20 protein-coding genes and 5 tRNA genes are annotated in these 24,827 nt (G+C 60.3%); 4 read left to right on the forward strand and 21 right to left on the reverse strand.

All coding sequences use genetic code 11. The annotated features are described in order from the left end of the window. Nucleotides 1-25 precede the first annotated feature (25 nt). Nucleotides 26-472: an Hsp20 family protein gene (locus DNK06_RS02700; RefSeq protein ID WP_131178508.1), complete on the reverse strand. Its 447-nt coding sequence runs from the start codon at nucleotides 470-472 to the stop codon at nucleotides 26-28. A 390-nt stretch (nucleotides 473-862) separates the two neighbouring features. Here DNK06_RS02700 and DNK06_RS02710 point away from each other — a divergent pair, with 390 nt between their 5' ends. After that, a complete protein-coding gene (locus DNK06_RS02710) occupies nucleotides 863-1,609 on the forward strand; it encodes an SDR family oxidoreductase (RefSeq protein WP_131178510.1) in 747 nt (248 codons plus the stop codon). A 10-nt stretch (nucleotides 1,610-1,619) separates the two neighbouring features. Here DNK06_RS02710 and DNK06_RS02715 read toward each other — a convergent pair whose 3' ends face one another. Continuing rightward, on the reverse strand, nucleotides 1,620-2,600 hold the full coding sequence (locus DNK06_RS02715) for a tRNA dihydrouridine synthase (RefSeq protein WP_131178511.1): 981 nt from the start codon (nucleotides 2,598-2,600) through the stop codon (nucleotides 1,620-1,622). A gap of 175 nt (nucleotides 2,601-2,775) precedes the next feature. Here DNK06_RS02715 and DNK06_RS02720 point away from each other — a divergent pair, with 175 nt between their 5' ends. Continuing rightward, nucleotides 2,776-3,165, forward strand: coding sequence for a hypothetical protein (locus DNK06_RS02720; protein ID WP_131178512.1), 390 nt, complete (start codon nucleotides 2,776-2,778; stop codon nucleotides 3,163-3,165). A 4-nt stretch (nucleotides 3,166-3,169) separates the two neighbouring features. Here DNK06_RS02720 and DNK06_RS02725 read toward each other — a convergent pair whose 3' ends face one another. The 8 genes from DNK06_RS02725 to uvrB all read right to left on the reverse strand — a co-directional run bounded on the left by DNK06_RS02725 (nucleotide 3,170) and on the right by uvrB (nucleotide 8,685). Next, entirely contained in the window at nucleotides 3,170-3,604 is a 435-nt protein-coding gene (locus DNK06_RS02725) for an acyl-CoA thioesterase (RefSeq protein ID WP_131178513.1), read from the reverse strand. 277 nt (nucleotides 3,605-3,881) lie between these two features. Continuing rightward, a tRNA-Glu gene (locus tag DNK06_RS02730) sits at nucleotides 3,882-3,957 on the reverse strand. A 48-nt stretch (nucleotides 3,958-4,005) separates the two neighbouring features. After that, nucleotides 4,006-4,081: transfer RNA gene (locus DNK06_RS02735), tRNA-Ala, on the reverse strand. A gap of 51 nt (nucleotides 4,082-4,132) precedes the next feature. Further along, a tRNA-Glu gene (locus DNK06_RS02740) sits at nucleotides 4,133-4,208 on the reverse strand. Nucleotides 4,209-4,266: 58 nt separating this feature from the next. Beyond that, nucleotides 4,267-4,342 (reverse strand) — tRNA-Ala (locus DNK06_RS02745). Between the two features lie 146 nt (nucleotides 4,343-4,488). Beyond that, nucleotides 4,489-5,970, reverse strand: a complete 1,482-nt coding sequence (gene gltX, locus DNK06_RS02750; protein ID WP_131178514.1) for a glutamate--tRNA ligase — start codon at nucleotides 5,968-5,970, stop codon at nucleotides 4,489-4,491. A gap of 184 nt (nucleotides 5,971-6,154) precedes the next feature. Beyond that, nucleotides 6,155-6,673 (reverse strand): nucleoside 2-deoxyribosyltransferase, encoded by a 519-nt coding sequence (locus DNK06_RS02755; protein ID WP_131178515.1) that lies wholly within the window; start codon nucleotides 6,671-6,673, stop codon nucleotides 6,155-6,157. Further along, nucleotides 6,670-8,685 (reverse strand): excinuclease ABC subunit UvrB, encoded by a 2,016-nt coding sequence (gene uvrB / locus DNK06_RS02760; RefSeq protein ID WP_131178516.1) that lies wholly within the window; start codon nucleotides 8,683-8,685, stop codon nucleotides 6,670-6,672. Before uvrB ends, DNK06_RS02755 begins: the two co-directional genes overlap by 4 nt. A 190-nt stretch (nucleotides 8,686-8,875) precedes the next feature. Between uvrB and DNK06_RS02765 the strand changes: the two genes are divergently transcribed. Together DNK06_RS02765 and DNK06_RS02770 are read left to right on the forward strand one after the other, a co-directional pair. Beyond that, nucleotides 8,876-10,072, forward strand: a complete 1,197-nt coding sequence (locus tag DNK06_RS02765) for an amino acid aminotransferase (protein ID WP_131178517.1) — start codon at nucleotides 8,876-8,878, stop codon at nucleotides 10,070-10,072. A 67-nt stretch (nucleotides 10,073-10,139) separates the two neighbouring features. Next, a tRNA-Asn gene (locus DNK06_RS02770) sits at nucleotides 10,140-10,215 on the forward strand. A gap of 469 nt (nucleotides 10,216-10,684) precedes the next feature. Here the strand turns inward: DNK06_RS02770 and DNK06_RS02775 are convergent. From DNK06_RS02775 to flgJ, 11 genes are all read right to left on the reverse strand, one after another. Continuing rightward, nucleotides 10,685-12,094 carry a sigma-54-dependent transcriptional regulator gene (locus DNK06_RS02775; RefSeq protein ID WP_131178518.1) on the reverse strand — a complete coding sequence of 470 codons (1,410 nt, stop codon included), beginning with the start codon at nucleotides 12,092-12,094 and terminating at the stop codon, nucleotides 10,685-10,687. A 3-nt stretch (nucleotides 12,095-12,097) separates the two neighbouring features. Then, nucleotides 12,098-13,303 carry a sensor histidine kinase gene (locus DNK06_RS02780; protein ID WP_131178519.1) on the reverse strand — a complete coding sequence of 402 codons (1,206 nt, stop codon included), beginning with the start codon at nucleotides 13,301-13,303 and terminating at the stop codon, nucleotides 12,098-12,100. Nucleotides 13,304-13,620: 317 nt separating this feature from the next. Further along, nucleotides 13,621-15,093 (reverse strand): sigma-54 dependent transcriptional regulator, encoded by a 1,473-nt coding sequence (locus DNK06_RS02785; protein ID WP_131178520.1) that lies wholly within the window; start codon nucleotides 15,091-15,093, stop codon nucleotides 13,621-13,623. A 233-nt stretch (nucleotides 15,094-15,326) separates the two neighbouring features. Continuing rightward, the gene (locus DNK06_RS02790) at nucleotides 15,327-15,620 is read right to left on the reverse strand and encodes a flagellar protein FliT (RefSeq protein ID WP_131178521.1); all 294 of its coding nucleotides are present in this window, start codon (nucleotides 15,618-15,620) and stop codon (nucleotides 15,327-15,329) included. Nucleotides 15,621-15,650: 30 nt separating this feature from the next. After that, a complete protein-coding gene (gene fliS / locus DNK06_RS02795) occupies nucleotides 15,651-16,037 on the reverse strand; it encodes a flagellar export chaperone FliS (RefSeq protein WP_131178522.1) in 387 nt (128 codons plus the stop codon). A 106-nt stretch (nucleotides 16,038-16,143) separates the two neighbouring features. Beyond that, a complete protein-coding gene (gene fliD, locus DNK06_RS02800) occupies nucleotides 16,144-17,556 on the reverse strand; it encodes a flagellar filament capping protein FliD (RefSeq protein ID WP_131178523.1) in 1,413 nt (470 codons plus the stop codon). A gap of 64 nt (nucleotides 17,557-17,620) precedes the next feature. Continuing rightward, the gene (locus tag DNK06_RS02805) at nucleotides 17,621-17,968 is read right to left on the reverse strand and encodes a flagellar protein FlaG (RefSeq protein WP_131178524.1); all 348 of its coding nucleotides are present in this window, start codon (nucleotides 17,966-17,968) and stop codon (nucleotides 17,621-17,623) included. A 74-nt stretch (nucleotides 17,969-18,042) separates the two neighbouring features. Next, entirely contained in the window at nucleotides 18,043-19,506 is a 1,464-nt protein-coding gene (locus DNK06_RS02810) for a flagellin (RefSeq protein WP_131178660.1), read from the reverse strand. A 481-nt stretch (nucleotides 19,507-19,987) separates the two neighbouring features. Beyond that, on the reverse strand, nucleotides 19,988-21,556 hold the full coding sequence (locus DNK06_RS02815) for a flagellar hook-associated protein 3 (RefSeq protein WP_131178525.1): 1,569 nt from the start codon (nucleotides 21,554-21,556) through the stop codon (nucleotides 19,988-19,990). A 15-nt stretch (nucleotides 21,557-21,571) separates the two neighbouring features. Further along, nucleotides 21,572-23,590 (reverse strand): flagellar hook-associated protein FlgK, encoded by a 2,019-nt coding sequence (gene flgK / locus DNK06_RS02820; protein WP_131178526.1) that lies wholly within the window; start codon nucleotides 23,588-23,590, stop codon nucleotides 21,572-21,574. Nucleotides 23,591-23,600: 10 nt separating this feature from the next. Next, nucleotides 23,601-24,827, reverse strand: a complete 1,227-nt coding sequence (gene flgJ, locus DNK06_RS02825) for a flagellar assembly peptidoglycan hydrolase FlgJ (RefSeq protein WP_131178527.1) — start codon at nucleotides 24,825-24,827, stop codon at nucleotides 23,601-23,603.

Below are 24,827 nucleotides of genomic sequence, written 5' to 3' on the forward strand. Positions count from 1 at the left end.
TCTGGCTGATTGCCGAAGCGGGAGATCAGCTCTCCAGCGCCGGGCGCGCAGCACCGATGGGAATGCGCTTGGCTTTGGCCTCTTCTGGAACCAGGCGCTCCAGCTCGATGTTGAGCAGGCCATTGACCAGGCTGGCACCCTTGACTTCGATATGGTCGGCCAGGCGGAACGACAGCTTGAAGGAACGCTGGGCGATCCCCTGATACAGGTAGGTGACATTCTCGCCATTGCCTGCGCGCTTGCCCCCGGTCACGGTCAGCACGCCGCGCTCGACTTGCAGATCCAGGTCTTCATCCTGGAAGCCGGCCGCTGCGATGACGATGCGGTATTGATCGTCGGCATGCTTCTCGACGTTGTAAGGGGGATAGCTGCTGCCCGTCTCGTTGCGCATCGCCGACTCGAACAGGTCGTTGAAACGGTCGAAACCGATGGACTGACGAAACAGCGGGGTCATGGAAAATGCATTGCTCATGGTAAAGCTCCTGATTTTTCAGCGAGTGAATTAGGGTCTGTTGACGTTTCACGCACGGCCGCGCCGGAGCCCGTTTTGCCGCGAGGCAAGGCACGAGCTGCGAAGTTTGGCTGGCCAAATGAGCCGGCGAGAAACGCAGCATCGCGGTAAAACGGGCCCGGCCCTACGGGTTGCGCGGGAAATCTCGCCATGCGTTGTTGGAGGACTTGGCAAGGGAACGACCATTACCGGCGTCCTCCGCCTAGCCTGGCGAGATTTCTCGCGGCAACGCGGCTCGCGCTGAAACGTCAACAGACCCTAGGTGCGAGACCCGACTTCGGCATCCCGCAGTGCTAAAAATATGGCTGCCCGAAAAAATTTCAAGGGCCGGCAAAAAAGGGAGTTTTCACGATGAGCAAAGTGATTCTGATCACCGGCGCCAGCCGTGGTATCGGCGCCGCCACCGCCCGCCTGGCCGCGCAACGCGGCTATGCGGTGGCGATCAACTATCGCCAGCAGGCCGGTGCGGCCGAAGAGCTGGTCAGCGAGATCACTCGCGCCGGCGGTAGAGCCCTGGCGTTGCAGGCCGATGTGGCGAACGAGACGGAGGTCAGGCGCCTGTTCGCCACCGTCGATGAGCGCCTGGGCCGGTTTGACGTGCTGGTCAACAATGCCGGCATCCTGGAGCAACAGATGCGCCTGGAGGCGATGACCCTGGAACGCTGGCAGCGGGTCTTCGCCACCAATGTGTTCGGCAGCTTTCTGTGCAGCCGCGAAGCGGTGAAACGCATGTCCACCCGCCAGGGCGGACGCGGCGGCGCCATCGTCAACGTGTCGTCGATCGCCGCCCGCCTGGGCGCGCCTGAGGAATATATCGACTACGCCGCCGCCAAGGGAGCCGTGGACAGCATGACGGTTGGGCTGGCCAAGGAACTGGCCGCCGATGGCATCCGCGTCAATGCCGTGCGCCCCGGCGTGATCGACACCGAGATCCATGCCAGCGGTGGCGAACCGGAGCGCGTCGCCCGTATTGCCAAGAGCATCCCTCTGGCTCGGGGCGGGCTCGCCGAGGAAGTGGCCGAAGCGATCCTGTGGCTGGCCAGCGACCAGGCTTCCTACACCAGCGGCACCCTGCTCGACGTCAGCGGTGGCCGTTGAGTCGCCTTGGCTAAACCGCCTGACGGTCGTCCTGCTCGCGCGGCGCAAAGGCTACGCCGAGTAATGCGTCGATATGTTCGCAACTGGTTTCCCGGCGCAATTTAGCGAACAACTCCACGGCCTGCGGATAGCTGCGCGTGAGCATGGCCAACCATTGCTTCAGGCGCCCCGGTGCATAGCGCGGGGAAATCTTGCGCCGTGCCTGTAGCCAGAAATCCGCCAGCAGCGGCTGCAGCTCCTCCCAGGTCATGACTCCGGCGTCCTGCCCTGCCCGCGCGGCGGCGATCTGCCGCGCCAGGTCGGGCCGCGCCACCACGCCGCGACCGAGCATGATGTCCTCGACGCCGCTCACCTCACGACAGCGCCGCCAGTCGTCCAGCGACCAGATATCGCCGTTGGCGTACACCGGAACCGCCACGGCCTCCTGCACCCGCGCCACCCACTCCCAATGGGCTGGCGGCTTGTAGCCCTCGACCTTGGTACGCGCATGCACGACGATCTGCGAAGCGCCGCCCTCGGCCAGCGCCTGGGCACAATCGATGGCCCAGTCCTTGTGATCGAAGCCCAGGCGCATCTTGGCCGTGACGGGAATGGCGGCCGGCACGCAGCGGCGCACCTCACGCAGAATCGCGTGCAGCAATTCCGGCTCCTTGAGCAACACCGCTCCGCCCCGCGACTTGTTGACGGTCTTGGCCGGGCAGCCGAAGTTGAGGTCGATCACCGGCGCACCCAGGGTGCAGGCGTAGGCCGCATTGTCACCGAGGCACTGGGGGTCGGAGCCGAGCAACTGCACGCGCAGCGGTGTGCCCGCGGCGGTTCTTGCGCCGTTGAACAGCTCCGGGGCCAGCTTGCGATATGTAGATCGCGGTAGCACGCGGTCAGTGACCCGGATGAACTCGGTCACGCACCAGTCGATACCACCGACCCGGGTCAGCACATCGCGAAGGATTTCATCGACCAATCCTTCCATGGGCGCCAGGGCGATCTGCATAGCTGTTCTCTCGAAAAATGGCGGAATCCTGGAAAGTCGCAAGGCACGCCAACGACTACTTCAAAGCGGCGCGTAGTGTAGCGGTGCCCAGCCGGGCAGCACAGCCACCGGCGAGCTGAACATCCGCCAGCCACTCGCAGTCCATTGCAGTATCGATCCATTGCCTGGAGCCACCATGATTCGACGCCTGCTAACCGGCAGCCTGCTCGCATCGCTACTGTCCACGCCAGCCAGCTTCGCCGGGACGCCGATATCCGAAGGCGTACCCATCGACCCGGCAGCCAGCGCCAAGCTTATCGTCAGCCGCGACCGCAATGCGCCCAATGCCTGCGACTTGCAGTTACGCGTGGACGAGCAGTTGCTGGTGCCTATACCGGCGGGCGAGAGCGTGACACTGGATGTGCCCAGCGGCGAACGCAGCATCGTGCTCACGCCTTCACGGGAAGGTTTCTGCGCGGAGATCGATCTGGTAAGCAGCCAGTCGATTTTGCTGCTGCCCGGCGAAACCCGGCGTTACCAGGCGATTTATGAAGAGCAGAAGTTGTTTCTGGCACCGCAGCAGTAGCGTCCTAGGCCGGTAACAGCGCCTTGCCATAACCATCCACGAACTCGGCCGGCATGCGCTTCGGGCGTCCGCTGGACAGTTCGATGCAGACGAAAGTGGTTCGCGCACGCAATAACGTCACGCCATCCTGCGGACGAACCAGCTGGAAGCAGCGATCCATCTTCAAGCGCTGATCGGACTCGACGATCCACGTCCCCATCAGCAGCTCCTGGCCCTCATAGGCGCTGCTCAGGTAATCGATCTCATGACGCACCACCGCCATGGCGCGATCGAGGCGACGATACTCGACCAGATCCAGCCCGAGCGACTGCGAGTGACGCCAGGCGCAACGCTCCAGCCAGGCCACGTAGACGGCATTATTGGCGTGCCCAAGGCCGTCGATATCCTCGTCGCCGACCATCAGCTCGAGGATGAAAGGATCGGGACGATCCCAATTCATGAATAGCACTCCCGATTACCGGCCGGTTCGCAGGCCTCGTCGACTGCCGGCAAAACCGGTCGCGCCTGCTGCAGCACGGCATCCATTGTCAGCTTCATGCAACGATCCTCTATCGGCCAGAACGATGTTCAGGGCCAGACATTAGGGGCTGTTGACGTTTCAGTGCAAGCCGCATCGGGCGCCACGCGTCTGGCAGTCACGGCTTTTCGAGTGCACAAAAACAAAAGGGCCACTTCCGGAGAAGTGACCCTTAAAAATCCCGCAGAGCGGGCAAAACTGGCGTCCCCTAGGGGACTCGAACCCCTGTTACCGCCGTGAAAGGGCGGTGTCCTAGGCCACTAGACGAAGGGGACGAAACCTTCGAAGAACAAGGCCAGCGCTAGGCTGGCCTGTCGTGGAATTGGTGGAGCTAGACGGGATCGAACCGTCGACCTCTTGCATGCCATGCAAGCGCTCTCCCAGCTGAGCTATAGCCCCGGATTTAACGTCTCTCGACACACATCGCCGAAGCAATGCGGCTGGAAATAATGGCGTCCCCTAGGGGACTCGAACCCCTGTTACCGCCGTGAAAGGGCGGTGTCCTAGGCCACTAGACGAAGGGGACGCAAGGCCCTTCTTTACAACTCAACCCGTTCCGCAGAACCGATTGTGGCTATCGAGATTGGTGGAGCTAGACGGGATCGAACCGTCGACCTCTTGCATGCCATGCAAGCGCTCTCCCAGCTGAGCTATAGCCCCATCTCGAGGACGGGGCGCATGTTAAGTGCGGCCCCGCACCCTGTCAACAAAATTTTGGCTGGCGGTGCGTTTTTTTTCGCTGACATAACAAACACTTACCTCCCCAACCCGGCGTTTCAGCAGCGAAAACGACCGGTGGCCAGGTATCAGGCGATGCTGGCCAGGATTTTTTCCCATTCCTTGTTCTCTTTCTTCGACACGCCACCGAGTAGCTCGATGGCCTGGCGCAGGCGGAAACGGGTGAGATCCGGGCCAAGAATTTCCATGGCATCGAGCACCGATACCGAGCTGGCCTGGCCGGTGACCGCGGCGAACATCAGCGGCATGGCATCGCGCAGCTTCAATTCCAGGTGCTCGACCACTGCCTGGATGCAACCGGTGATGCGCTCCTTCTCCCACTGGCGCAGGGCTTCGAGCTTCCACAGGATCAGTTGCATGAGCTGGCGTACCTGATCGTCGGAAAGCTTCTTGTGGGCGAACAGCGCCTTGTCCGGCTGCACACCACCAGCGAAGAAGAAACCGGCCAACGGTGCGATCTGGCTGAAGGTTTCCACCCTGCCCTGCACGTGGGGGGCGATCCGCATCAGGTAATCGCTGTTGAAAGCCCACTTCTGCGCACCGGCGGCGAACTCTTCGACACTCAGATCGCGCATCCACTGGCCATTGAGCCAGGACAGCTTCTCCAGATCGAAAATCGGCCCGCCCAGGGAGACACGCTGCACGTCGAAGTGCGCGATCATCTCGTCCAGGGTGAATTTTTCGCGCTCGTCCGGCATCGACCAGCCCATGCGACCCAGGTAATTGAGCATCGCCTGGGGCAGGAAGCCCATACGCTCGTAGAAGGTGATCGAGGTCGGGTTCTTGCGCTTGGACAACTTGCTCTTGTCGGGATTGCGCAGCAACGGCATATAGCACAGCTGCGGTTTTTCCCAGCCGAAATACTCGTACAGCAGGATCAGTTTGGGCGCCGATGGCAGCCACTCTTCACCGCGCAGCACGTGGGTGATCTTCATCAGGTGATCGTCGACCACGTTGGCGAGGAAGTAGGTCGGCAGGCCGTCGGTCTTCATCAGCACTTGCATGTCCATGCGATCCCACGGGATCTCGACATCGCCGCGCAGCATGTCCGGCACGACGCAAATGCCCTCGCTGGGCACCTTCATGCGGATCACGTGGGGCTCGCCCGCCGCCAGGCGGCGCTGCACTTCTTCCTCGGAAAGCAGCAGGCCGCGACCGTCGTAACGCGGCGTCTCGCCACGAGCGGTCTGCTCGGCACGCATCTGGTCGAGCTCTTCCGGCGTGCAGAAGCAGTAGAAGGCATGGCCTTTCTCTACCAGCTCGAGGGCGTACTTGCGGTAGATCTCGCCACGTTCGCTCTGCCGATACGGACCATGGGGGCCGCCAACATCCGGGCCTTCGTTCCACTCGATGCCCAGCCAGCGCAGGGCGTCGTAGATCTGCTGTTCCGACTCGCGGGTCGAACGCACCTGATCGGTATCCTCGATACGCAGGATGAACTCACCACCGTGCTGGCGTGCGAAGCACAGGTTGAACAGGGCGATGTAGGCAGTGCCGACATGGGGATCGCCAGTTGGCGACGGTGCGATGCGAGTACGAACGGTGGTCATGGAAAGTCCCGAGACAATGGGGCGAAAACCACCATCAGGCCGAACCGGAGAGGCTTTCGCGGAAAGTGCGAATAGTAGCAGGGCCAAGCCCGACGGCTCCAGCGACTAACGAGTGGCAATAGACCGTAGCCTGGATTAGCCGAAGGCGTAATCCGGGGTTCGGCATGGCCAGACCTGCACCGTCTTACTGCTCGGGCAACAAACGCTCCAGATGCCGGCGCAACGCCGGCACCGCCTCCTCGACACTGGCACTGCAGCCAGCCCAGGAACAGGCCAGCATCAGATTACGCGGCAAGCCGAAGTCCTCGATCAGAAAACCCTGGGCATCGCGTCCGTCGGCATCCCCGGCCAGCCAGTCGCGCATGGCGCCACAGGCCTCGAAATACACCCAGACCGGCTTGCCCAGCGCCACGGCGGCGCCAATCTCGAAGGCGGTACCCGAATCCGGCTCGTGCCCCCGGAATAGATTCAGATTGGCCAGCACCGCGTCCGCCTCACGGATCATCGCCATGTTCAGGCGACAGATCAGCGCGGCACGCTCGCCCGGCGACAGCCCGGCAGCGACCTCGTTGTCGAAGGGATAGAGCCCCTGCATGCCCTGCTCGCTGCACAGGCGCTTGAGATACTCGCCATGCTCGACGGCGTCGCCACGAAATACATCGAACCCGGCCAGGTAGATTCTGGCGTTGTCAGCCTGCTTCATACGGCCAGCAGCCGCTCACGCAGTTTCTGGATCTCATCGCGCATTTGCGCGGCTGCCTCGAACTCCAGGTCGCGCGCCAACTGGTACATTTTCTCTTCCAACTGGCGAATACGCTTGGTGATTTCCGAGGGAGAACGCAGCTCGGCCTCGTATCGGGCGCTCTCCTCCGCCGCCTTGGCCATGCCCTTGCGCTTGTTGCTGCGCGCGCCAGGCACGACAGCGCCTTCGAGGATGTCCTTGACGTCCTTGAACACACCCTTGGGCACGATGCCATTGGCTTCGTTGAAGGCGATCTGCTTGTCCCGACGCCGCTCGGTCTCACCGATGGCACGTTCCATGGAGCCGGTCATGCGATCGGCATAGAGGATCGCGCGGCCATTGAGGTTACGGGCGGCGCGGCCGATGGTCTGGATCAACGAACGCTCGGAGCGCAGGAAGCCCTCCTTGTCCGCATCGAGAATCGCCACCAACGACACCTCGGGCATATCCAGGCCCTCACGCAACAGGTTGATGCCCACCAGCACATCGAAGGTGCCAATGCGCAGATCGCGAATGATCTCGACCCGCTCCACCGTGTCGATGTCCGAGTGCAGGTAACGCACCTTGACGCCGTGATCGCCCAGGTAATCGGTCAGATCCTCGGCCATGCGCTTGGTCAGGGTGGTGACCAGTACACGCTCCTCCAGGGCGACGCGCTTGCTGATCTCGGACAGCAGGTCGTCGACCTGGGTACGTGCCGGACGCACCTCGATCTGCGGATCGACCAGCCCCGTAGGCCGCACCACTTGCTCGATCACCCGCCCCGCATGGTCAGCCTCGTACGGGCCGGGGGTCGCAGAAACGAAAATGGTCTGCGGGCTCGCGGCCTCCCACTCCTCGAAGCGCATCGGCCGGTTGTCCAATGCAGAGGGCAGGCGGAAGCCGTATTCGACCAGGGTTTCCTTGCGCGAACGGTCGCCTTTGTACATGGCGCCGACCTGCGGCACGCTGACGTGGGACTCGTCGATCACCAGCAGTGCCTCGCCCGGCAGATAGTCATACAAGGTCGGTGGCGGCGCCCCGGAATCCCGCCCGGATAGATAGCGCGAGTAGTTTTCGATGCCGTTGCAGTAACCCAGCTCGAGGATCATCTCCAGATCGAAACGAGTGCGCTGCTCCAGGCGCTGGGCCTCGACCAGCTTATTGGCACCACGCAGGTAATCCAGGCGCTCCTTGAGCTCGATCTTGATCTTCTCCATCGCCTCGAGCAGCGTGTCGCGCGGCGTCACGTAGTGGCTCTTGGGGTAGAAGGTGAAACGTGGCAGACGACTGATCACCTCGCCCGTCAGCGGATCGAAGGCGCTGATATTTTCCACCTCGTCATCGAACAGCTCGACACGAATCGCTTCCAGCTCCGACTCGGCCGGAAAAATATCGATCACATCGCCACGCACCCGGAAAGTCGCCCGGGCGAAGTCCATGTCGTTGCGCGTGTACTGCAGCTCGGCCAGGCGACGCAGCAGGGCACGCTGATCCATCTTGTCGCCACGATCGAGGTGCAGCACCATTTTCAGGTACTCCTCGGGGCTGCCCAAGCCATAGATCGATGACACGGTACAGACCACGATGACGTCCTTGCGCTCGATCAGCGCCTTGGTCGCCGACAGACGCATCTGCTCGATATGGTCGTTGATCGAGGCATCCTTCTCGATGAAGGTATCCGACGACGGCACATAGGCCTCGGGCTGGTAGTAGTCGTAGTAGGAAACGAAGTACTCCACCGCGTTGTTCGGGAAGAATGATTTGAACTCGCCGTATAACTGCGCCGCCAGGGTCTTGTTCGGCGCCAGCACCAGGGTCGGTCGCTGCACCTGGGCGATCACGTTGGCGATGCTGAAGGTCTTGCCGGAGCCCGTCACGCCGAGCAGGGTCTGGTGCGACAAGCCCGCCTCCAGGCCCTCGACCATCTGCCGGATCGCCTCGGGTTGATCGCCGGCAGGCTGGAAACGGGTGACCAGTTGGAACTCGGACATAAATACCTCTACAAAAGGCTGTGACGCCGCGAAAAAGCTGGCGTCATACCTGGTGTACGCTGTCGCGACACAGAATATGGGCCGCTATACTAACGGCCCGCTTGCGCAACCCCTAGTCTCAGTTGCCGGGGTTGCTCTAGGAACGTAAATCGGTTTCTAAACCCACCCTCACTACAGAGCTGCCGCCCTCATGAGTTTGTTCTCCGCCGTCGAAATGGCTCCGCGCGATCCTATCCTGGGCCTCAACGAAGCATTCAACGCCGATACGCGTCCCAACAAGGTCAACCTTGGCGTGGGTGTCTACACCAACGAAGAAGGCCGTATTCCCCTGCTGCGCGCCGTGGTCGAAGCGGAAACCGCACTGACCGCCGCTCACGCGCCGCGTGGTTATCTGCCGATCGAAGGCATCGCTGCCTACGACAAGGCGGTGCAGACGCTGCTGCTGGGCAACGACTCGCCGCTGATCCAGCAAGGCCGCGTGATCACCACCCAGGCCATCGGCGGCACCGGCGCTCTGAAAACCGGTGCGGACTTTCTCAAGCGCCTGCTGCCTGACGCTACCGTGGCCATCAGCGACCCGAGCTGGGAAAACCACCGCGCCCTGTTCGAAGCCGCCGGCTTCCCGGTGCGCAACTACCGCTATTACGATGCCTTCAGCAATGGCGTCAACCGTGGCGGACTGCTCGAAGACCTGAAAAACCTGCCGGCTCGCTCGATCGTCGTCCTGCATGCCTGCTGCCACAACCCTACCGGCGTCGACCTGACGCCTGAAGACTGGCAGGCGGTGCTTGAAATCGTGCGCGAGCGCGAACATGTGCCATTCCTCGATATCGCCTACCAGGGTTTCGGTGACGGTATTGAAGAAGACGCCGCCGCGGTGCGTTTGTTCGCCCAATCTGGCCTGACCTTCTTCGTCTCCAGTTCGTTCTCCAAATCCTTCTCGCTGTATGGCGAGCGCGTCGGCGCCCTGACCATCGTCACCGGCGACCAGGAAGAGACCGGCCGCGTGCTGTCGCAGGTCAAACGCGTGATCCGCACCAACTACTCCAACCCGCCAACCCATGGCGCCAGCGTAGTGGCTGCCGTACTCAACAACCCTGAACTGCGCGTGATGTGGGAAACCGAACTGGGCGAAATGCGTGACCGCATTCGCACCATGCGCCTGGCCATGGTCGAGCAACTGGCTGCTCTGAACGCCAAGCGCGACTTCGGCTTCGTCGCACAACAACGCGGCATGTTCTCCTACTCGGGGCTGACCACCGAGCAGGTCGAGCGCCTGAGAACCGAGTTCGGCATCTACGCCGTGGGTACCGGCCGCATCTGCGTGGCTGCATTGAACACGCGCAATCTGCCGGTAGTCACCAAGGCCATCGCCGCAGTACTTTGAGTGAATCGAGGGGAAGCAGGTAGATGCTTGACTTCCCCTTCGTAATCAGTAGGATACGCGTCGTTGTTCCGCGATAGCTCAGTCGGTAGAGCAAATGACTGTTAATCATTGGGTCCCTGGTTCGAGTCCAGGTCGCGGAGCCAAATTCAAGAAACCCGGTCAATAGGCCGGGTTTTTTATTGCCTGCGGACTCTCCCAGGGACTACGTCCCAGGTTATTCGCTTCGCTCACCCCTACGGGGCCGCGCTGAAGCGCGTTCAGCTGCGCTGTCGAGTCCAGGTCGCGGAGCCAAATTCGAAAGCCTCGGTTCATACCGGGGCTTTTTTGTGCCCGCCGGACTCTCACCAGGGACTACGTCCCAGGTTATTCGCTTAAGCGTGCTCGGCAGAGAATGTAGGGTGGGTTAGCGACGCCTGGCCTCGTCATGCCAGGCACAACGTTCTCGGCGCGGCGCGTAACCCACCAAGCGATAGTCGCCGTTGATGTCATGCCGGATCAGGACACGCTCCTGAGTGCTTCCCGGGTATCGTCTTCGCCAGGCTACCTCAGGATTCAAAAGCGCGTGACCTTCTGGTGGATAAGCTACGCGCCCGATCTAGCCTAGGAGCGCACTCAGCTCGCGTAAAGATAAGCCTCGACATCCATCCCGGCATCTCGCATCTGTGCCAGCTTGTAGCGCAGGGTACGAGGGCTGATACCGAGACGCTCTGCGGCTTCCTTGCGACGGCCTCGCTCGGCGCGCAGGATATCGATTATCACCTGATACTCCCTTCGCCGCAGATCCTCGCCCAGCACACCATCCGCCACGGCTGGCTCCGACGCCGATGGCACCGCCATGCTCGGCACCACAGCCAGTTGCGGCTGCGTTGCCTGAAACACTGGAGCAAAGCCAATCGGAGCGGTCAGGCACAGGTCGTGAGGCTCGATGACGCCGTTGTGCTGCAGGATGACAGCCCGCTGGATGGCGTTATCCAGCTCGCGCACGTTGCCCGGCCAGGCGTGGTTCGTCAGGCAGGCGACCGCCTGAGCAGAAAGGCGCAACGGCGCGAGGTTCATCTTGCGCACGTACTTGGCCAGCAGGCGCTCGGCCAGCGGCAGGATATCCGCCGGACGTTCACGCAGCGGTCGCCAGGCCAAGGGAAATACCGACAACCGATAAAACAGATCCTCACGGAAGCGCCCTGCCGCTACCTCAGCCGCCAAATCACGGTTGCTGGTCGCCAGCACGCGAATGTCCAGATTGATCGGTTTGCGCGCCCCGACCCGCTCCACCTCACGCTCCTGCAGCACACGCAGCAATTTGGCCTGCAAGGCGAGCGGCATCTCGGAAATCTCGTCGAGCAGGATGGTGCCCCCCTCGGCCAGTTCGAACTTGCCTGGCGCACTGGCGACGGCACCGGTAAACGCACCTTTCTCGTGCCCGAACAGGGTGGCCTCCAGCATGTTGTCCGGGATCGCCGCACAGTTGATAGCGACAAAAGGCCCTGCCGCACGTGGCGACTGCTGATGGAGGTAACGCGCCAATACCTCTTTACCGGTGCCCGACTCACCGGTGATCAGCACAGTGGAATCACTTCGGGCCACCCGCGCAGCCAGCTCCAGCAACTGCAGACTGGCCGGCTCGCGCGCCACCGGCCCATCCTGCTCCAGCCCACCGGCACGCCCCAAGGCATGGCGTGCAACCAGCGACAGCAGTGCCTTGGGCTCGAACGGCTTGACCAGATAATCGACTGCACCGCGACGCATCGCTTCGACTGCCCGCTCCACCGCTGCAAAGGCCGTCATCAGCAGCACCGGCAATTGTGGCTGACGCTCGCGAATCGCGGAAAGCAACTGATGACCGTCCATACCGGGCATATTCACATCACTGATCACCAGACCGAATGGCTCCTCGGCGATGGCAACCAGCGCCGCCTCGGCACAGTCGACTGCCCGATAGTCATGGCCGCCCAGCTCCAGGGTGTCGGCCAGGGCCTCTCGTAGCGCGCGGTCGTCTTCAACCAATAGAACTTTGGCAGCCATGGGTCACTCCTGAATCGAGGGTTGTGCTGCGGCGATCAGCGGCAGGATCAGCAAGGCACAGGTGCCACGCCCCGGCCGCGAACGCAGTTGCAGCTCGCCCTGGTGAGCGCGGGCAACTGCCTTGACCACCGCCAGCCCGAGGCCGGTTCCGGTGGTTTTGGTCGTGAAAAAGGGTTCACCCAGGCGTGCCAGGGTCACCGCGTCGATGCCTGGGCCGTTGTCACTGATGCACACACGCAAGGTGTCGCCACGCACGTAGGCATGAACCTTCAGACGCACACCCTGGCCTGCCGCCTGAATGGCGTTCTCGACCAGATTCAGCAGCGTGCCGACCAGCGTATCGCGATTACACAGCAGCTCACCTCGCCATGCGTCGCACTGCCAGCGCACCTCGACGTCCTGCACCAGCGATTCGCCTGAACGCCTGAGCGCATCGAACAGCTGGCCGGGGGAAATTCGATCCGACAGCGGCAGCTCCCCACGGGCGAACACCAGCATGTCGCGCACCTGGTGCTCCAGCTCATGCAGCCGCTCTTTCAAGCGACCAGCGAAACGCTGCTGCTGCTCTACCGGCAACACCTGCTCGGTCAGGTGGCTGGCATAAAGGAGCGCGGCAGATAACGGGGTACGCACCTGATGCGCCAGGGAGGCGACCATGCGCCCCAGGGCGCTCAATCGCTCATGACGGGATAGCTGATCCTGCAGGCGACGGGTTTCCGTCAGATCGGTAAGCAGTATCAGTTGCCCTGGTTCGCCCTGCAGCGAGCGCGTGGAGATCGACAGACGACGGCCATCCGTCAGTGAAATCTCGTGGCCGTCGTCCTGGCGCGGCGCAAAGCGCTGCGCAATCACTTCGCGCCAAAGCCTGCCGAGCAGCGGCTCGCCGAGCATATCGCGAGCAACCGGATTGGCCTCGTGCACGACGCCATGACCGTCGATCACCACCACGCCACCCGGCAGCAAATCCAGCAGACTCTGCAGACGGTGGGCAAGACGCTCCTTCTCGTTCAACTCCCGCACGCGCTGCTCACTGACCTGGGCCAGTTGGCCGGTCAGTTCATTGACGCGGTTTTCCAGAAGATCGTAGGAGCTACCGAGCCGGCTCGACATCTGCTCGAACAACGCCAGCGACTGCTCGAGATCCCCACGCTCCGCCTGTACGGGCGGTATGGGGTCTATCGAGGCAACTATGTACGGGCTGGGTTTCATCGCGCTCTCTCGCGTGGCGAGCCGTCATAAGACAGTCAGTTGCCAAGGAGATAGCAATACTCATGCCTGAAAATAAATTCCTTTATTTTCATAAAGATAGGTAATTTCCCAGTGAACCGCGTCAATCTGGTGACTGTAATAACGCGAATGTCGTGATTGACCTCAAGCATTCGGCGGATTACGCCTTCGGCTAATACGCCCTACGAAATCGTGACATATGGAGCTTTCGCAGGATGGGTCAGGCGCCGATCCGGTTCAGGATACAAACCGGTTCCCGCGCGCCTAACCCATCGAAGGACTCCCGGACACTCCACAACTCACTCGTCCTGAGCCTCATCTTCGCGTCGGCTCATGCCGTACTTGCGCATCTTCTCGACCAGGGTGGTTCGACGGATGCGCAACCGCTCGGCTGCGCGCGCCACGATGCCGCCGGCATCATCGAGCGCCTGCTGGATCAGGCCCTGCTCCAGGTTGCCGAGATAATCCTTCAGATCCAGACCCTCGGCCGGCAGCATGGCTGACGATCCCATGCCTGGCGAGGCGGAGGTCAACACTGCCCGCTCATCGAGTTCTTCGCGCAGGCTGGCAGCCAATTGCTCGTCGTCATCGTCCACGTGGCGGAATTTCTTTGGCAGCTCGCCCACGCCAATCACCCCATAGGGATGCATGATCGCCATGCGCTCGACCAGGTTCGCCAGCTCACGGACGTTACCGGCCCAGTCATGGCGACAGAGCGACATGATCGCGGCCGAGTTGAAACGAATGGAGCCGCGCTTCTCGTGCTCCATCCGCGAAATCAACTCGTTCATCAGCAACGGAATGTCTTCGATACGCTCGCGCAACGGTGCCATTTCGATGGGGAACACATTGAGGCGGTAATACAGATCCTCACGGAAGCTGCCACCCTCGATCATGTTCTCGAGATTCTTGTGCGTGGCCGCGATGATTCGCACATCGGCGTTCTGGGTCTTGTTACTGCCCACCCGCTCGAAGGTGCGCTCCTGCAGGACACGCAGCAGCTTGACCTGCATCGGCAACGGCATATCGCCGATTTCATCGAGAAACAGCGTGCCGCCATTGGCCAGTTCGAAGCGCCCGGCGCGCGTGGTGATCGCACCGGTGAAAGCGCCCTTCTCATGGCCGAACAGTTCGCTTTCCAGCAATTCAGCGGGAATCGCACCGCAGTTGACCGGCACGAATGGCGCTTCACGGCGTTTGGAATGGTAATGCAGGTTGCGCGCGACCACTTCCTTGCCCGTGCCCGACTCACCGAGGATCAACACACTGGCCTCGGTATCGGCGACCTGCTGCATCATCTGCCGCACCTGTTGAATGGCCCGGCTGGTGCCCACCAGACTGCGAAACAGGTTCGGCTCACGTTGCCGGCCACGCTCGCGGGCCTGGTCGTACATCTCGCGGTACACCTGGGCACGGTGCAGGGAATCGAGCAGCTTGTTGTAGCTGGGCGGCATCTCGAGTGTTGCCAACACGCGGCGGCGAAATTCCTCCGGCCAATCGTTGCCAGCATGATCGTCAATCAGCAGCACCGGAAGGAACTCGTCCCATACCGCGAACTGCTTGAGCAGATCCAGCGTCCCGCCCCTGAGCTGTACTTCACCGAGCAGAACACTCAGAACGCCCCGACTGGACTCGACCTGCGCCACGGCATCGCGCCAGTCCTCGCTGCCGCAGGCGATATGGTCTTCGCCCAGGAAATTCAGGATCACCGCTAAATCGCGACGTCTCTCGGTGTTGTCGTCAATCAGTAGGAGTTTGGTTTCACGCCACATAGTCGTCGATCGAACCCTGGAGGGAAAAAGCCACGCTGAACGCACAAGAACGCCAGCATTTAGCCACTAGTTAAGTCAATTATCGACGATTAGTCAATTTTATGACGTATTTTTTAACTTAATGGCGCAGAGGCTAACAGATTGAGGCGGTACGTACCGGCGTGAGTCTCTCGATCGAGAGACTCAGGGGGAAGGAATTTCAGGGAAACGAGACAATAGCAAGAAAGGTGGTATCAGCCAAAAAGCTGATACAGCTTGGCGCCCTGCTGGCCTTTTTTCATTTGCAATATTTGCGCCCCAGTCTTGGCTTTCTCAACCTGACAGGCTGAAACGAGATCACGGTACACATGCAGCAAGGACTCAAGATTGCGCTTCAGCTCAGTCTCGCCACCGACCACAGCCATGGCTTCATCGACTTCGGAACGACAACGCAGATCGAGCTCCCCTACCGCCGCCCAGTCTTCGTTGAGCAGGGCCGAGCGTAATGCTTCAGCAGTAATTTCCAACTTTCGGGCGGCCGATGTCATGGCGCAAAACCTCTCAATCCAGTTCAGCTATCAGCTTTGCGGGGCAATGCCGTCCCAGCCTTCCTTGACCTGACGCAGCAAACCGGAGACTTCGCTCAGCTTGCTCGCATCGTTATTCAGGTTGGCCTGCATAAGCTGCGCAGTCATGTAAGCGTACAGGCTATCAAGGCGGTCGGCATACTCACCACCCTTTTCCTTGTCGAGGGCCTGCTGCAGGCCGTTGACGATATTGATGGACTTGCCGATCAGTTGAGCTTTTTCAGCAACCTGCCCACGCAGCATCGCACCCGTTGCCTGGGAAATCCGATCCAGAGCACCCTCGAACAGCATCTGAATCAACCGATGCGGGCTGGCCTCGACGAGTTGCGTCTGGATACCGACCTGCTGGTACTTCCTCATGGCCGAATATGCGTTCATACCACCTGCTCCAAAATTCAGAAGAATCAATAACTACTGACTTATGTATCGGAGCAAGCGTAGAAATCTTTAGCGTTCTTTCCAGCCTTTTGCAGTTCAGATAGCCTCAGCGATCCTTGTTGTTCAAGGCCTCGAGCGTAGCCAGCACGCTATTACTGGTGGCGGTCAGTTGGGCAACCAGCACATCCATATTGTTGTACTTGCTATACAGATTGGTCTCCAGCTTGGCGACTCGGGTATCCAGGGCAGCCTGCTGCGTCTCGAGGTCTTTCTTCGTGGCCTCCAGCGCATCCGTTCGGGTCGCCAGAATACCGCCAGAGGCGATATAGGTCGTATTGACCGCCGACATCCGACTGAAGAGCCCATCGCTACCCGTGAAAAAACTACTGATCTGGTCGTAGTTTTGCTCAATACCACTGGACAGCTTGGCATCGTCAATCGCCAGAGTCCCGTCCTTGTTGGTCGTCACCCCAAGCTGGGCCAGAATACTCAGACTACCGCCGCCACTGGCCGGCTCAACCAACGCATTACGCAGTGACGACATCAGTGAGCGCATGGTCGCGTCACCCAGCAACGCACCGGCTTCGGTGATCGCGTTGCCATCTTCGTCAGTGGTGGTGCTAACCGATGTCAGAGCATTGCTGACCGTCATCAGCGTGTTGTAGGCCGACACGAAACTCTCGATGGACTCCTTGATGCCATCGGTATTCGCTGTAACCGACAGCGTGGTGCTGCCTGTACCAGCCAAGGTAATGGACAACCCACTCAGCGCGGAGACGGTATTGGACTTACTGGTCATTTCCAGCCCATCCAGGATGAATACTGCGTCAGCTGCCTCAGTGATATAACCGGCGGCACTGCCGCTCTGCTTGGTCAGTGCGTGCGCACCATCCTCGTCAACATTGACGTTCAACTGAGCAAGATCACCGCTGCCCGTCACATAGATATCCGTGCCGGCGCCCGTGGTCTCGGACGACAGCACCAGACGAGAACCATTGGCGTCAGTGACGATGTTGGCACTGATGCCCGAGGTCGCAGTGAGCTGGGAATTGATCGAGTCACGAATATCCGTCAGCGATGCCCCCGCGCTGACCGACAGGTTGTAAGCCGTGGTACCCACTTCGATCTTCAGCGTACCGCCGGAGGCGAATTGGGTCGAAGCACCGCCCGCCAGGGTTGCAGACGCAACTCTGGAGCCCTTGGCGAGGCTCTCGACCTCGAGGGCGTAGCTGCCGGTAACCGCGCCCGACGCGGTTTTGACAGTCGCCACCGACTCCAACGAAGACTTGGCGGCCAGGCCAGCGAAGCTGGTCGAACTGGATTTCAGCGCCGTCATCGACGCCTCGAAATTTTCCAGTGCGGCCTTCAGCGTACCGATAGCCGTGAGACTGGTGGTTGCTTTGGAGGTCTGCCGATCGATCTGCGCCTGCTTCGGCGCCTTCTCTGCGGCAACAGTGGCCTCGACGATAGCTGTGATATCCAACCCGGAGCCCAGCCCCACTATGCTCGAGATAGCCATGATCGACCTTCCTCCAATGACTTTATCTTGACGTTGAAGCTCACTTCAGCAAGAAGCGAGCCAGTCATGCCTTCTCCTGCAACAGAAGACTGCGCGCATCCTCGAGACGGGAAGCCAGTTCCAGCACTTCCTCGGAAGGGATCTGCCGAATCACCTCCCCCGAATCACTGTTGATCACCTGTACGACTACACGCCCGCTCGAATCATCCACCTTGAAGTCGAGATTGCGCCGAGCCGATTGCGCGTAATCCTGAATCCTGGCGACAGCTTCGCCCAGCTCCGTCGAATGATCCACTGCCTGGGCAGAGGTATTTTCCTGCAGCGAAACTGTGCCTTTGTCCTGAGCCTTTCCTTGCACACCAGTAATGGCAGAGCCGGAAACGGCCCCCGTGCTTACCGTTGTAATGCTCATAAAAGATCACCTCTCAATGGGAAAAGGGGAAAGCCTTTCGGCCCTCCCCTCTGATCTCCCGCTTGGACTGCAGATTACTGCAGCAGGCTGAGAACCGAGCTTGGCAGCTGGTTGGCCTGAGCCAGGATCGCCGTCGAAGCCTGTTGCAGGGTTTGCTGCTTGGTCAACTCGGCGGTTTCCGCTGCGAAGTCGGCGTCCTGAACCCGGCTGCGTGCGGCAGTGGAGTTCTCGGAGATGCTCTGCAGGTTGGAAACCGTACTGTCGAAACGGTTCTGTACGGCACCGAGGTTGGCACGCTGACTGTCGATATTGGAGATGGCTTTATCGATTACCGCGATGGCGCTTTGAGCACCGCTATCCGTGGTGATATCCGTGTTGCTGATGCTGGTCAGAGAAGATTTTGCGACATCAGTCCCAGTCTCCGCAAATAAGCCGTCAACGCCCTCACCAGCCAGCGAGTATGCCTTGGCAGAGTTCAGCTCTACCGAGCCAGTAACAATCATACCTTCCGTGATATCCGTAGCCGTTCCGCTAAGCGCACCACTGCCATCTTGCACATCCACCGAAATACCACCGTACTCAGCGTCAATCCCGGAAGCCGTGCTCGGCTCACCGAAGGTGATGTTCTCACCGGATTCGGAAGTAATGCTCAGCGCCTTGGTGCTTTCGTTGAAATTGACGGTGATACCCAGCTTGGAAGCGTTGGAGGTCAGTTGCTCGGCCAGATCGTCAGCGGAGGTGACACCGACCATATCCACACTTACTGCATCATCGCCACTACCTACGGTAATGCTGAAGTTGGCTGCGGTCGTACCAGTGGCAGTGGTGTCCACTTCGATGCTGGCAGTGGTGCGAGCAGACGCGCTCAAGCCGCTGACAAGGCCATCAAGCTGCTTGGCAACCTCCTTAGCGGAGGCGCCTTCGGCAACAGTGACCGTCTTGGATTCGCCACTACCGGTTACGACGATGTCACCACCAACCAGGCCAGTATCATCAGGCGTCACAGCTACGCTTTGGAGCTGCTGGGAGCCGATTTTGCTGGCCGAGATATTACCCAGCGTTACGTTGATGGTTTCATTGGCGTTGGCGCCCACCTGGAAGCTGGTGGTACCGAAAGAGCCATCCAACAGGTTACGACCACCGAAGGTAGTAGTGCTGGCGATACGGGTCAACTCGGAAGTCAGCGCGGCATATTCGGACTGCAAGGAAGTCCGATCCTCAGCACTGTTGGAACCGTTCGCCGATTGCAGAGCCAATTCACGCATACGCTGCAGGATATTGGTGGATTCCTGCATGGCGCCTTCGGCGGTCTGGGCGATGGAGATACCGTCGTTGGCGTTTTTCACCGCAACGCCCAGGCCGTTGATCTGGCTGGTCAGGCGGTTGGAAATCTGCAGGCCGGCGGCATCATCCTTGGCGCTGTTGATTTTCAGGCCGCTGGAGAGACGCTGCATGGTGGTGGAAAGCGAGTCGGATGCCTTGTTCAGGTTCTTCTGGGTGGTGAGCGAGGCGATGTTGCTGTTGACTGTCATTGCCATGATGATTGTCCTCCAAAGGACTCTGATGTTTGCCTGAGCGTGCGACCTTGGGTGGGCAGTGCCCAGGCACCCATGAAGTTCGCATTCGATCTTTGTATCGGCACCTGCTCGGAAAGCTTTAGGGAGGGATATTGATTTTTCCTGCCTTGGCTTTCCGTATTCCCGCACGCGGGAAACGCACCGCTACTTTCCGACCACCGATACATCCGGCGCCGTTGAATTACTTATCGGAAGCGACGACGAAAACTTTAGCGGAGGGAAGAAGCCCGTGATTTCACGGATGACGAAGATGCAGGAGGGAACTGCTCGCAGGTGTTTCCGTCGTTTATCGCGCAACTCCACCGTGGTGGCTTGCCTGGAACAACGGTGCACGACCTGCCGAATGTGCGGCGGATTACGCCTTCGGCTAATACGCCCTACGGGTTGTGGCATGGTTGTCGATAGTGGGTATCTGCCAAGCCACTATCTCTGATCCAACTGTCTACAGCTTATCGAACAAACTCAACTGTGCGATCCGCGCAAATGCCGCCTGAGCGGCTTCCAGCTTGGTTTGCTGCAGCATCAGGGTGGAGATTGCGGCAGCCATGTCGGTGTCGCGAATGCTCGACTGGGTGGAGGCATTGGCGATCGACAGGCTTTCGTTCTCGGTACTCAGGGTATCGATAGTATTGAGCCGGGCGCCGACGCTGGTGCGCAGGGCATCGACCTGCTTCATGGCATTGTCGATATTGCCGATACCGGCGGCTACCGCCTCGTTCAGCGCGTATTGCGCGGCGACATCGCCATCGCTGGCATTCTTCAGCGCTGACGACAGGGTCGAAATGGTTTCGAGGATGCCCTGGGTATTGGAGGAGCTGCCCTTGATCGAGAAACTGTCGCCTGCCGCCGGTGTACCGGTCACTGTGAAGGACGCACCGGCATAACTGATGGTGCCGCTGCCATCCAGAGCCCCATTGGCCAGAGGCGCATCACCGTCCTTGCGCGGCTGGGCATAGACGGCATAGTTGGTATCGTCGTTGAACTGAATGACGATACCGTTGGCCGGAAAGGTGGTCTTGTAGGCCCCGGTGGCGGACATGTCGGCAACGGTACCGCCGGAAATCTGTGCACTGGAGCTGTTGTTGCCGGCAACCGAAAAACTGTCAGGAGCGACGTTCAACTCGAAGACATGCCCAGCCAATTGAGTAGCTGCCGTTTCGGAGCTGTCGGGATCCAGTGAAACGTTGAGCTGGAAGTCCACGCCGTGGAAGGAAATCGTGTCGGTACTGAGCGACGACGAGTCGTAGGTACCCGTGCTCAGCGGCGTCTTGTCATCGTCACCTACGCTGTAGATGATGTATTCGCTGTCGCTGGTCAGTTCCAGCGCGTATGGCGCACCAGCGGCGAACTCCTTGTAGCCTTTTTCGCTGCTGACCTGCCCCTGCCCCACGTAAGCAGCCTGCCCACTGTCAGGTGACTCGGTAAGGGTCGAGGTGGTGCGGCTGACGCTGGGCACGTTCTCGAACGAACTCCAGCCATTGTCGTTGACGATCAGGCTCATCGAACTGGAGACCTGTAACGACAGGGAGTTCTGGTCGCCCTGGTAGCTGTAGCTGCCGTCCGCATTCTTGACGAATGGCTGGGTACCGCTCTGAGCCCCGGCGAACAGGTACTGACCGTTGGCATCCTTGCCATTCATCATGGTCAGCAGTTGTTCCTGGATCTGATCCAGTTCCTGGGCGATGGCGGTTCTATCCTCGTCCGACAGGCTGCCGCTACCAGCACGCACGGAGAGCTCGCGAGCCCGCTGCAGGACGTTGGTCATCGACCGCAGCGTGCTTTCCTGCTGGCTCAGTGAGTTGGTCGCGGTGCTCATATTGTTGCTGTACTGGGTGAGCTGGGCCTGTTGCTGCTCCAGTTGCAGCAGACGGGCAGCGCCGACCGGATCGTCCGCAGGCGTATTGACGCGCTTGCCGCTGGAAATCTGCTCGTAGGTCTTGGTGATGTCCGAATAACCCTTCGAATAGCCTGAGATGCTCGAGGAGTACATCTGCGAAGTGGAAATACGCATATAAATCTCCCCTAATTATCTGAATGTGTTGATCAAGGTATCGAATATTTCGGACGCAACGGCGATAACCTTAGCCGAAGCACTGTAATACTGTTGGAACTTGACCAGGTTAACGGCCTCTTCATCGAGGTTCACCCCGGACAAAGATTCTCGGCTGGCAGTGGCACCGCTGAGAATGCTGCCGGTAGCCTTGGCATCCAGCTCAGCCTGGTTGGTTCGGGCACCCACTTGCTCGATCAACGAGCCATAGGCACCACTGATGCTGGCACCGCTGCCGCTTTGCAGCCCCACCGTGGATTTGGTCTGCAGATCGAGTAGCGATTGTGCGTTGCGGTTGTCCGAAACACCGTCGCTGTTGAAGGAGACGGTGAAGCTGTCTCCCGATGCCGGGCTACCAGACACGTCCATGCTGAAGGAAAACGCTTCGCCGCCCGCACCATCGGGGATGGAAATTTCCAGGCTATTGCTGTTACCCGGCACGATGCTCCCGCTCGCGACAGCGGTACCACTGGAGTCGTAGACCGAGTAGCTTTGCGAGCCGTTACTGCTGGTACCGAACACGACCTTGAGCGGAGTTCCCTCCTGGATTGCCGCCTGGGTCGCGGCATTGGCCGTCGCATCATGGATATCCAGCCTGGTGGTCAGGGTTGGCTGGGTGATGGCGCCTGTCCCCAGGTTGCCCGTGGTCAGATTCGCCGACAACGGCGCGGCAAGAGCCAGTTTACTGGCGTCGGTCATTGACGTGCCGATAGTGCTGGCCGCGGAGCGGGTAGGGATAAGCGTAAAGCGATCCCCCGATGCCACGGTACTGCCACCCGGCAGAGAAATGGAAAAGCCATCGAATTCGCTGGGCGGATCATCGCTCAGATTGCCCGAACCCAGTTCCACCCCATCGGAAAGGCGGCGCACGCTGTAATCGCCATTGTCGCCCATGGTGACTTCATAGTTGCTGGTGGTCAGCTGCCCGGTATCCGAAATGGTCACGTTCAGATTTCCAGACCCGACGGTATTACCGGCATTGGCCAGGCTGCGCTGGGCGATGGCAGTAGCGCTGTTGATATTGGAAAACAGCGCTGCTCCGAACTCACCATTCAGATCCAGGCCCTGCCCCAGCTGGCTATTGACCTGATCGGCCAACACCAATGCCACGCGGCCCAGCTCGTTCATGGTCGAGTCGAGCACCTGGGAGCGGTAGGTCAGAAGGCCACCAATGGAGCCCGTGGAAATGACCGAACTGATGTCCTGGGTGGAGCTGCCTTGAGACAGGTAGACCGAGAAACGCGAAGGATCCGAAGCACTCGGCGAAGCGGACAAGGTCGAGGCCGTGGCGCCAACCACCAAGGGTTGCCCGGAACCGATGAACAGATTGTAATTGCCGTCCTGCTCAAGCACGGTCACGCCAATCAGCTCGGACAGCTGGCGCACGGCTTCGTCCCGGGCATCGAGCAGGTCATTGGGACTGGCGCCGCTGGCACTGGCCTGGGTGATGGCGAGGTTGTAGCTCGCCACATTGCTGGCCAGCTTGTTGACCTGACCAGTCATGGTCGACATTTGCTGATTGAGGTAGGCGTTCTGGTCAGCGAGTTGGTTGTAAACCGAGTTGAATCTCTCGGTCAGCCCACTGGCCTGGGTCAGTAACAACTGTCGGGATGCGGTATCCGTTGGATTCGAAGAGGCGGTCTGCATCGCAGCGAAAAAACTCTGCAGCACACTGCTGATACCGGTGGTGCTATCGGCCAGCAAGGCGTTGGTCTGCTGAATCTGGGTATTGAATGTCTGCGCAGCGCTGTCCAGGCCAGTAGCGGTACGCACCTGGGTGGTCAGATAACTGCTGTAGATGCGCCGGACATCTTCGATGGTGGTACCGGAGCCGATATACAGATTACCGGACTGCTGCGAGGCAGCAGAGACCTGCGTCGTCGCCTGCCGGCTATAGCCGGCCGTATCGACGTTGGTAATGTTGTTGCCCGTCACGTTCAGCGATGTCTGGCTGGCTCGCACGCCGGACAGACCGATCGACATCAGGTTGCTCATGGCTCAGTCCTTATATGCGTTTGTTGCCAGTATCGACCGACGCGAGCATCTGCACCGATTGGTATGCGCCAACCTTGCGAGCGATCTGTGTCACCTTGCGGGCGTACTGTGGGTCGGTGGCATAGCCGGCTTTCTGTAATTCACGGGCAAACTGCTCGGGGTTGGCGGTCGAGCCCAGCGCCTTCTCGTAACGCCCGTTGTTCTGCAGGAAGCTCACGTAGTCTTCGAAGCTGTGGGCAAAGGATTCGTAGGCGCGAAAGGACGCTGCCTCCTTCACCGGTTTGCCGTTCTGGTATTCGGTCGTCATCACCCGGGCGGAATCGCCGCTCCAGCTGTTATGGGTCTTGATGCCGAACAGGTTGTGGCTGCTGCTGCCATCGCCCTGCTTGATGATCGACTTGCCCCAGCCGGTTTCCAGCGCGGCCTGGGCGACCAGATAGCGAGGGTCGACGCCCAGCTTGGCCGCCGCTTTCTCGGCCATCGGCAGCATGGTCTCCATGAACTCCTTGGCCGACTTGAACGTCGTGCGACTGGCAACTTCTTCGCTGCCATTGATGTTCAGGCTGCGCTCAGCCGGCGCTGCATAGGCTTTGGCGGGCAGCCAGTCACCCTTGACCAGCGGCTTGCCGACCGCTTCACCCGCTGGCGTGCCTGCAGCCGTAGCGGCCGTGACCGCCTCGGCGCCCGGCACGATACCGGCCTGGATCCGCTGGGCCAGTTTGCCCGGCAGCGACAGGCGTCGCTGGTTGAGCAAGGCCATGTCGTTGCGCTCATTGTCAGCCGAACCCTGGGACTTCTCGACCGGAGCAATCGCTGTGGTTTCTCCGTTTCGGGCCAGCGGCTTACTCGGCGCGGCGGGCACGGGCGCATCGACCTGGGCGAACGGATTGGGCCGCTCGCTGACATTGCGCATCTTCGACATCTGCCGCGCCATCACGTCCGCCAGCCCGATACCGTTCTTGTTGCCGGCCATGGTCACGGACAACTGCTGGTCGTACATCTCCTGATAGGTCTTGGCCTCATTGCTGTTCATGAAGTTGCCTTCGCCGAACACTTCGTTGGCCGAGCGCATGGTCTTGAGCATTTCATTGAGGAACAGCGACTCGAACTCCTGCGCGACCTTGCGAATGTTCTGCTCGCTGTCGCCGCCGACCTTGAACTGGTTGAGGCGGTTGAGATCGGTGTAGGCCCCGCTATCGAGAGTGCTGGTGCCGGCGGCCGAGAGTCGAGTATCCAT

The organism is Phytopseudomonas daroniae (assembly GCF_004327285.1).
In the GTDB taxonomy this organism is placed as follows: domain Bacteria; phylum Pseudomonadota; class Gammaproteobacteria; order Pseudomonadales; family Pseudomonadaceae; genus Aquipseudomonas; species Aquipseudomonas daroniae.

What these genes read in the sequence shown, in the direction of transcription:
- DNK06_RS02700 (WP_131178508.1), bottom strand. Translation starts at nt 472, where the DNA reads ATGAGCAATGCATTTTCCATGACCCCGCTGTTTCGTCAGTCCATCGGT.
- DNK06_RS02710 (WP_131178510.1), top strand. Translation starts at nt 863, where the DNA reads ATGAGCAAAGTGATTCTGATCACCGGCGCCAGCCGTGGTATCGGCGCC.
- DNK06_RS02715 (WP_131178511.1), bottom strand. Translation starts at nt 2,600, where the DNA reads ATGCAGATCGCCCTGGCGCCCATGGAAGGATTGGTCGATGAAATCCTT.
- DNK06_RS02720 (WP_131178512.1), top strand. Translation starts at nt 2,776, where the DNA reads ATGATTCGACGCCTGCTAACCGGCAGCCTGCTCGCATCGCTACTGTCC.
- DNK06_RS02725 (WP_131178513.1), bottom strand. Translation starts at nt 3,604, where the DNA reads ATGAATTGGGATCGTCCCGATCCTTTCATCCTCGAGCTGATGGTCGGC.
- gltX (WP_131178514.1), bottom strand. Translation starts at nt 5,970, where the DNA reads ATGACCACCGTTCGTACTCGCATCGCACCGTCGCCAACTGGCGATCCC.
- DNK06_RS02755 (WP_131178515.1), bottom strand. Translation starts at nt 6,673, where the DNA reads ATGAAGCAGGCTGACAACGCCAGAATCTACCTGGCCGGGTTCGATGTA.
- uvrB (WP_131178516.1), bottom strand. Translation starts at nt 8,685, where the DNA reads ATGTCCGAGTTCCAACTGGTCACCCGTTTCCAGCCTGCCGGCGATCAA.
- DNK06_RS02765 (WP_131178517.1), top strand. Translation starts at nt 8,876, where the DNA reads ATGAGTTTGTTCTCCGCCGTCGAAATGGCTCCGCGCGATCCTATCCTG.
- DNK06_RS02775 (WP_131178518.1), bottom strand. Translation starts at nt 12,094, where the DNA reads ATGGCTGCCAAAGTTCTATTGGTTGAAGACGACCGCGCGCTACGAGAG.
- DNK06_RS02780 (WP_131178519.1), bottom strand. Translation starts at nt 13,303, where the DNA reads ATGAAACCCAGCCCGTACATAGTTGCCTCGATAGACCCCATACCGCCC.
- DNK06_RS02785 (WP_131178520.1), bottom strand. Translation starts at nt 15,093, where the DNA reads ATGTGGCGTGAAACCAAACTCCTACTGATTGACGACAACACCGAGAGA.
- DNK06_RS02790 (WP_131178521.1), bottom strand. Translation starts at nt 15,620, where the DNA reads ATGACATCGGCCGCCCGAAAGTTGGAAATTACTGCTGAAGCATTACGC.
- fliS (WP_131178522.1), bottom strand. Translation starts at nt 16,037, where the DNA reads ATGAACGCATATTCGGCCATGAGGAAGTACCAGCAGGTCGGTATCCAG.
- fliD (WP_131178523.1), bottom strand. Translation starts at nt 17,556, where the DNA reads ATGGCTATCTCGAGCATAGTGGGGCTGGGCTCCGGGTTGGATATCACA.
- DNK06_RS02805 (WP_131178524.1), bottom strand. Translation starts at nt 17,968, where the DNA reads ATGAGCATTACAACGGTAAGCACGGGGGCCGTTTCCGGCTCTGCCATT.
- DNK06_RS02810 (WP_131178660.1), bottom strand. Translation starts at nt 19,506, where the DNA reads ATGGCAATGACAGTCAACAGCAACATCGCCTCGCTCACCACCCAGAAG.
- DNK06_RS02815 (WP_131178525.1), bottom strand. Translation starts at nt 21,556, where the DNA reads ATGCGTATTTCCACTTCGCAGATGTACTCCTCGAGCATCTCAGGCTAT.
- flgK (WP_131178526.1), bottom strand. Translation starts at nt 23,590, where the DNA reads ATGAGCAACCTGATGTCGATCGGTCTGTCCGGCGTGCGAGCCAGCCAG.
- flgJ (WP_131178527.1), bottom strand. Translation starts at nt 24,827, where the DNA reads ATGGATACTCGACTCTCGGCCGCCGGCACCAGCACTCTCGATAGCGGG.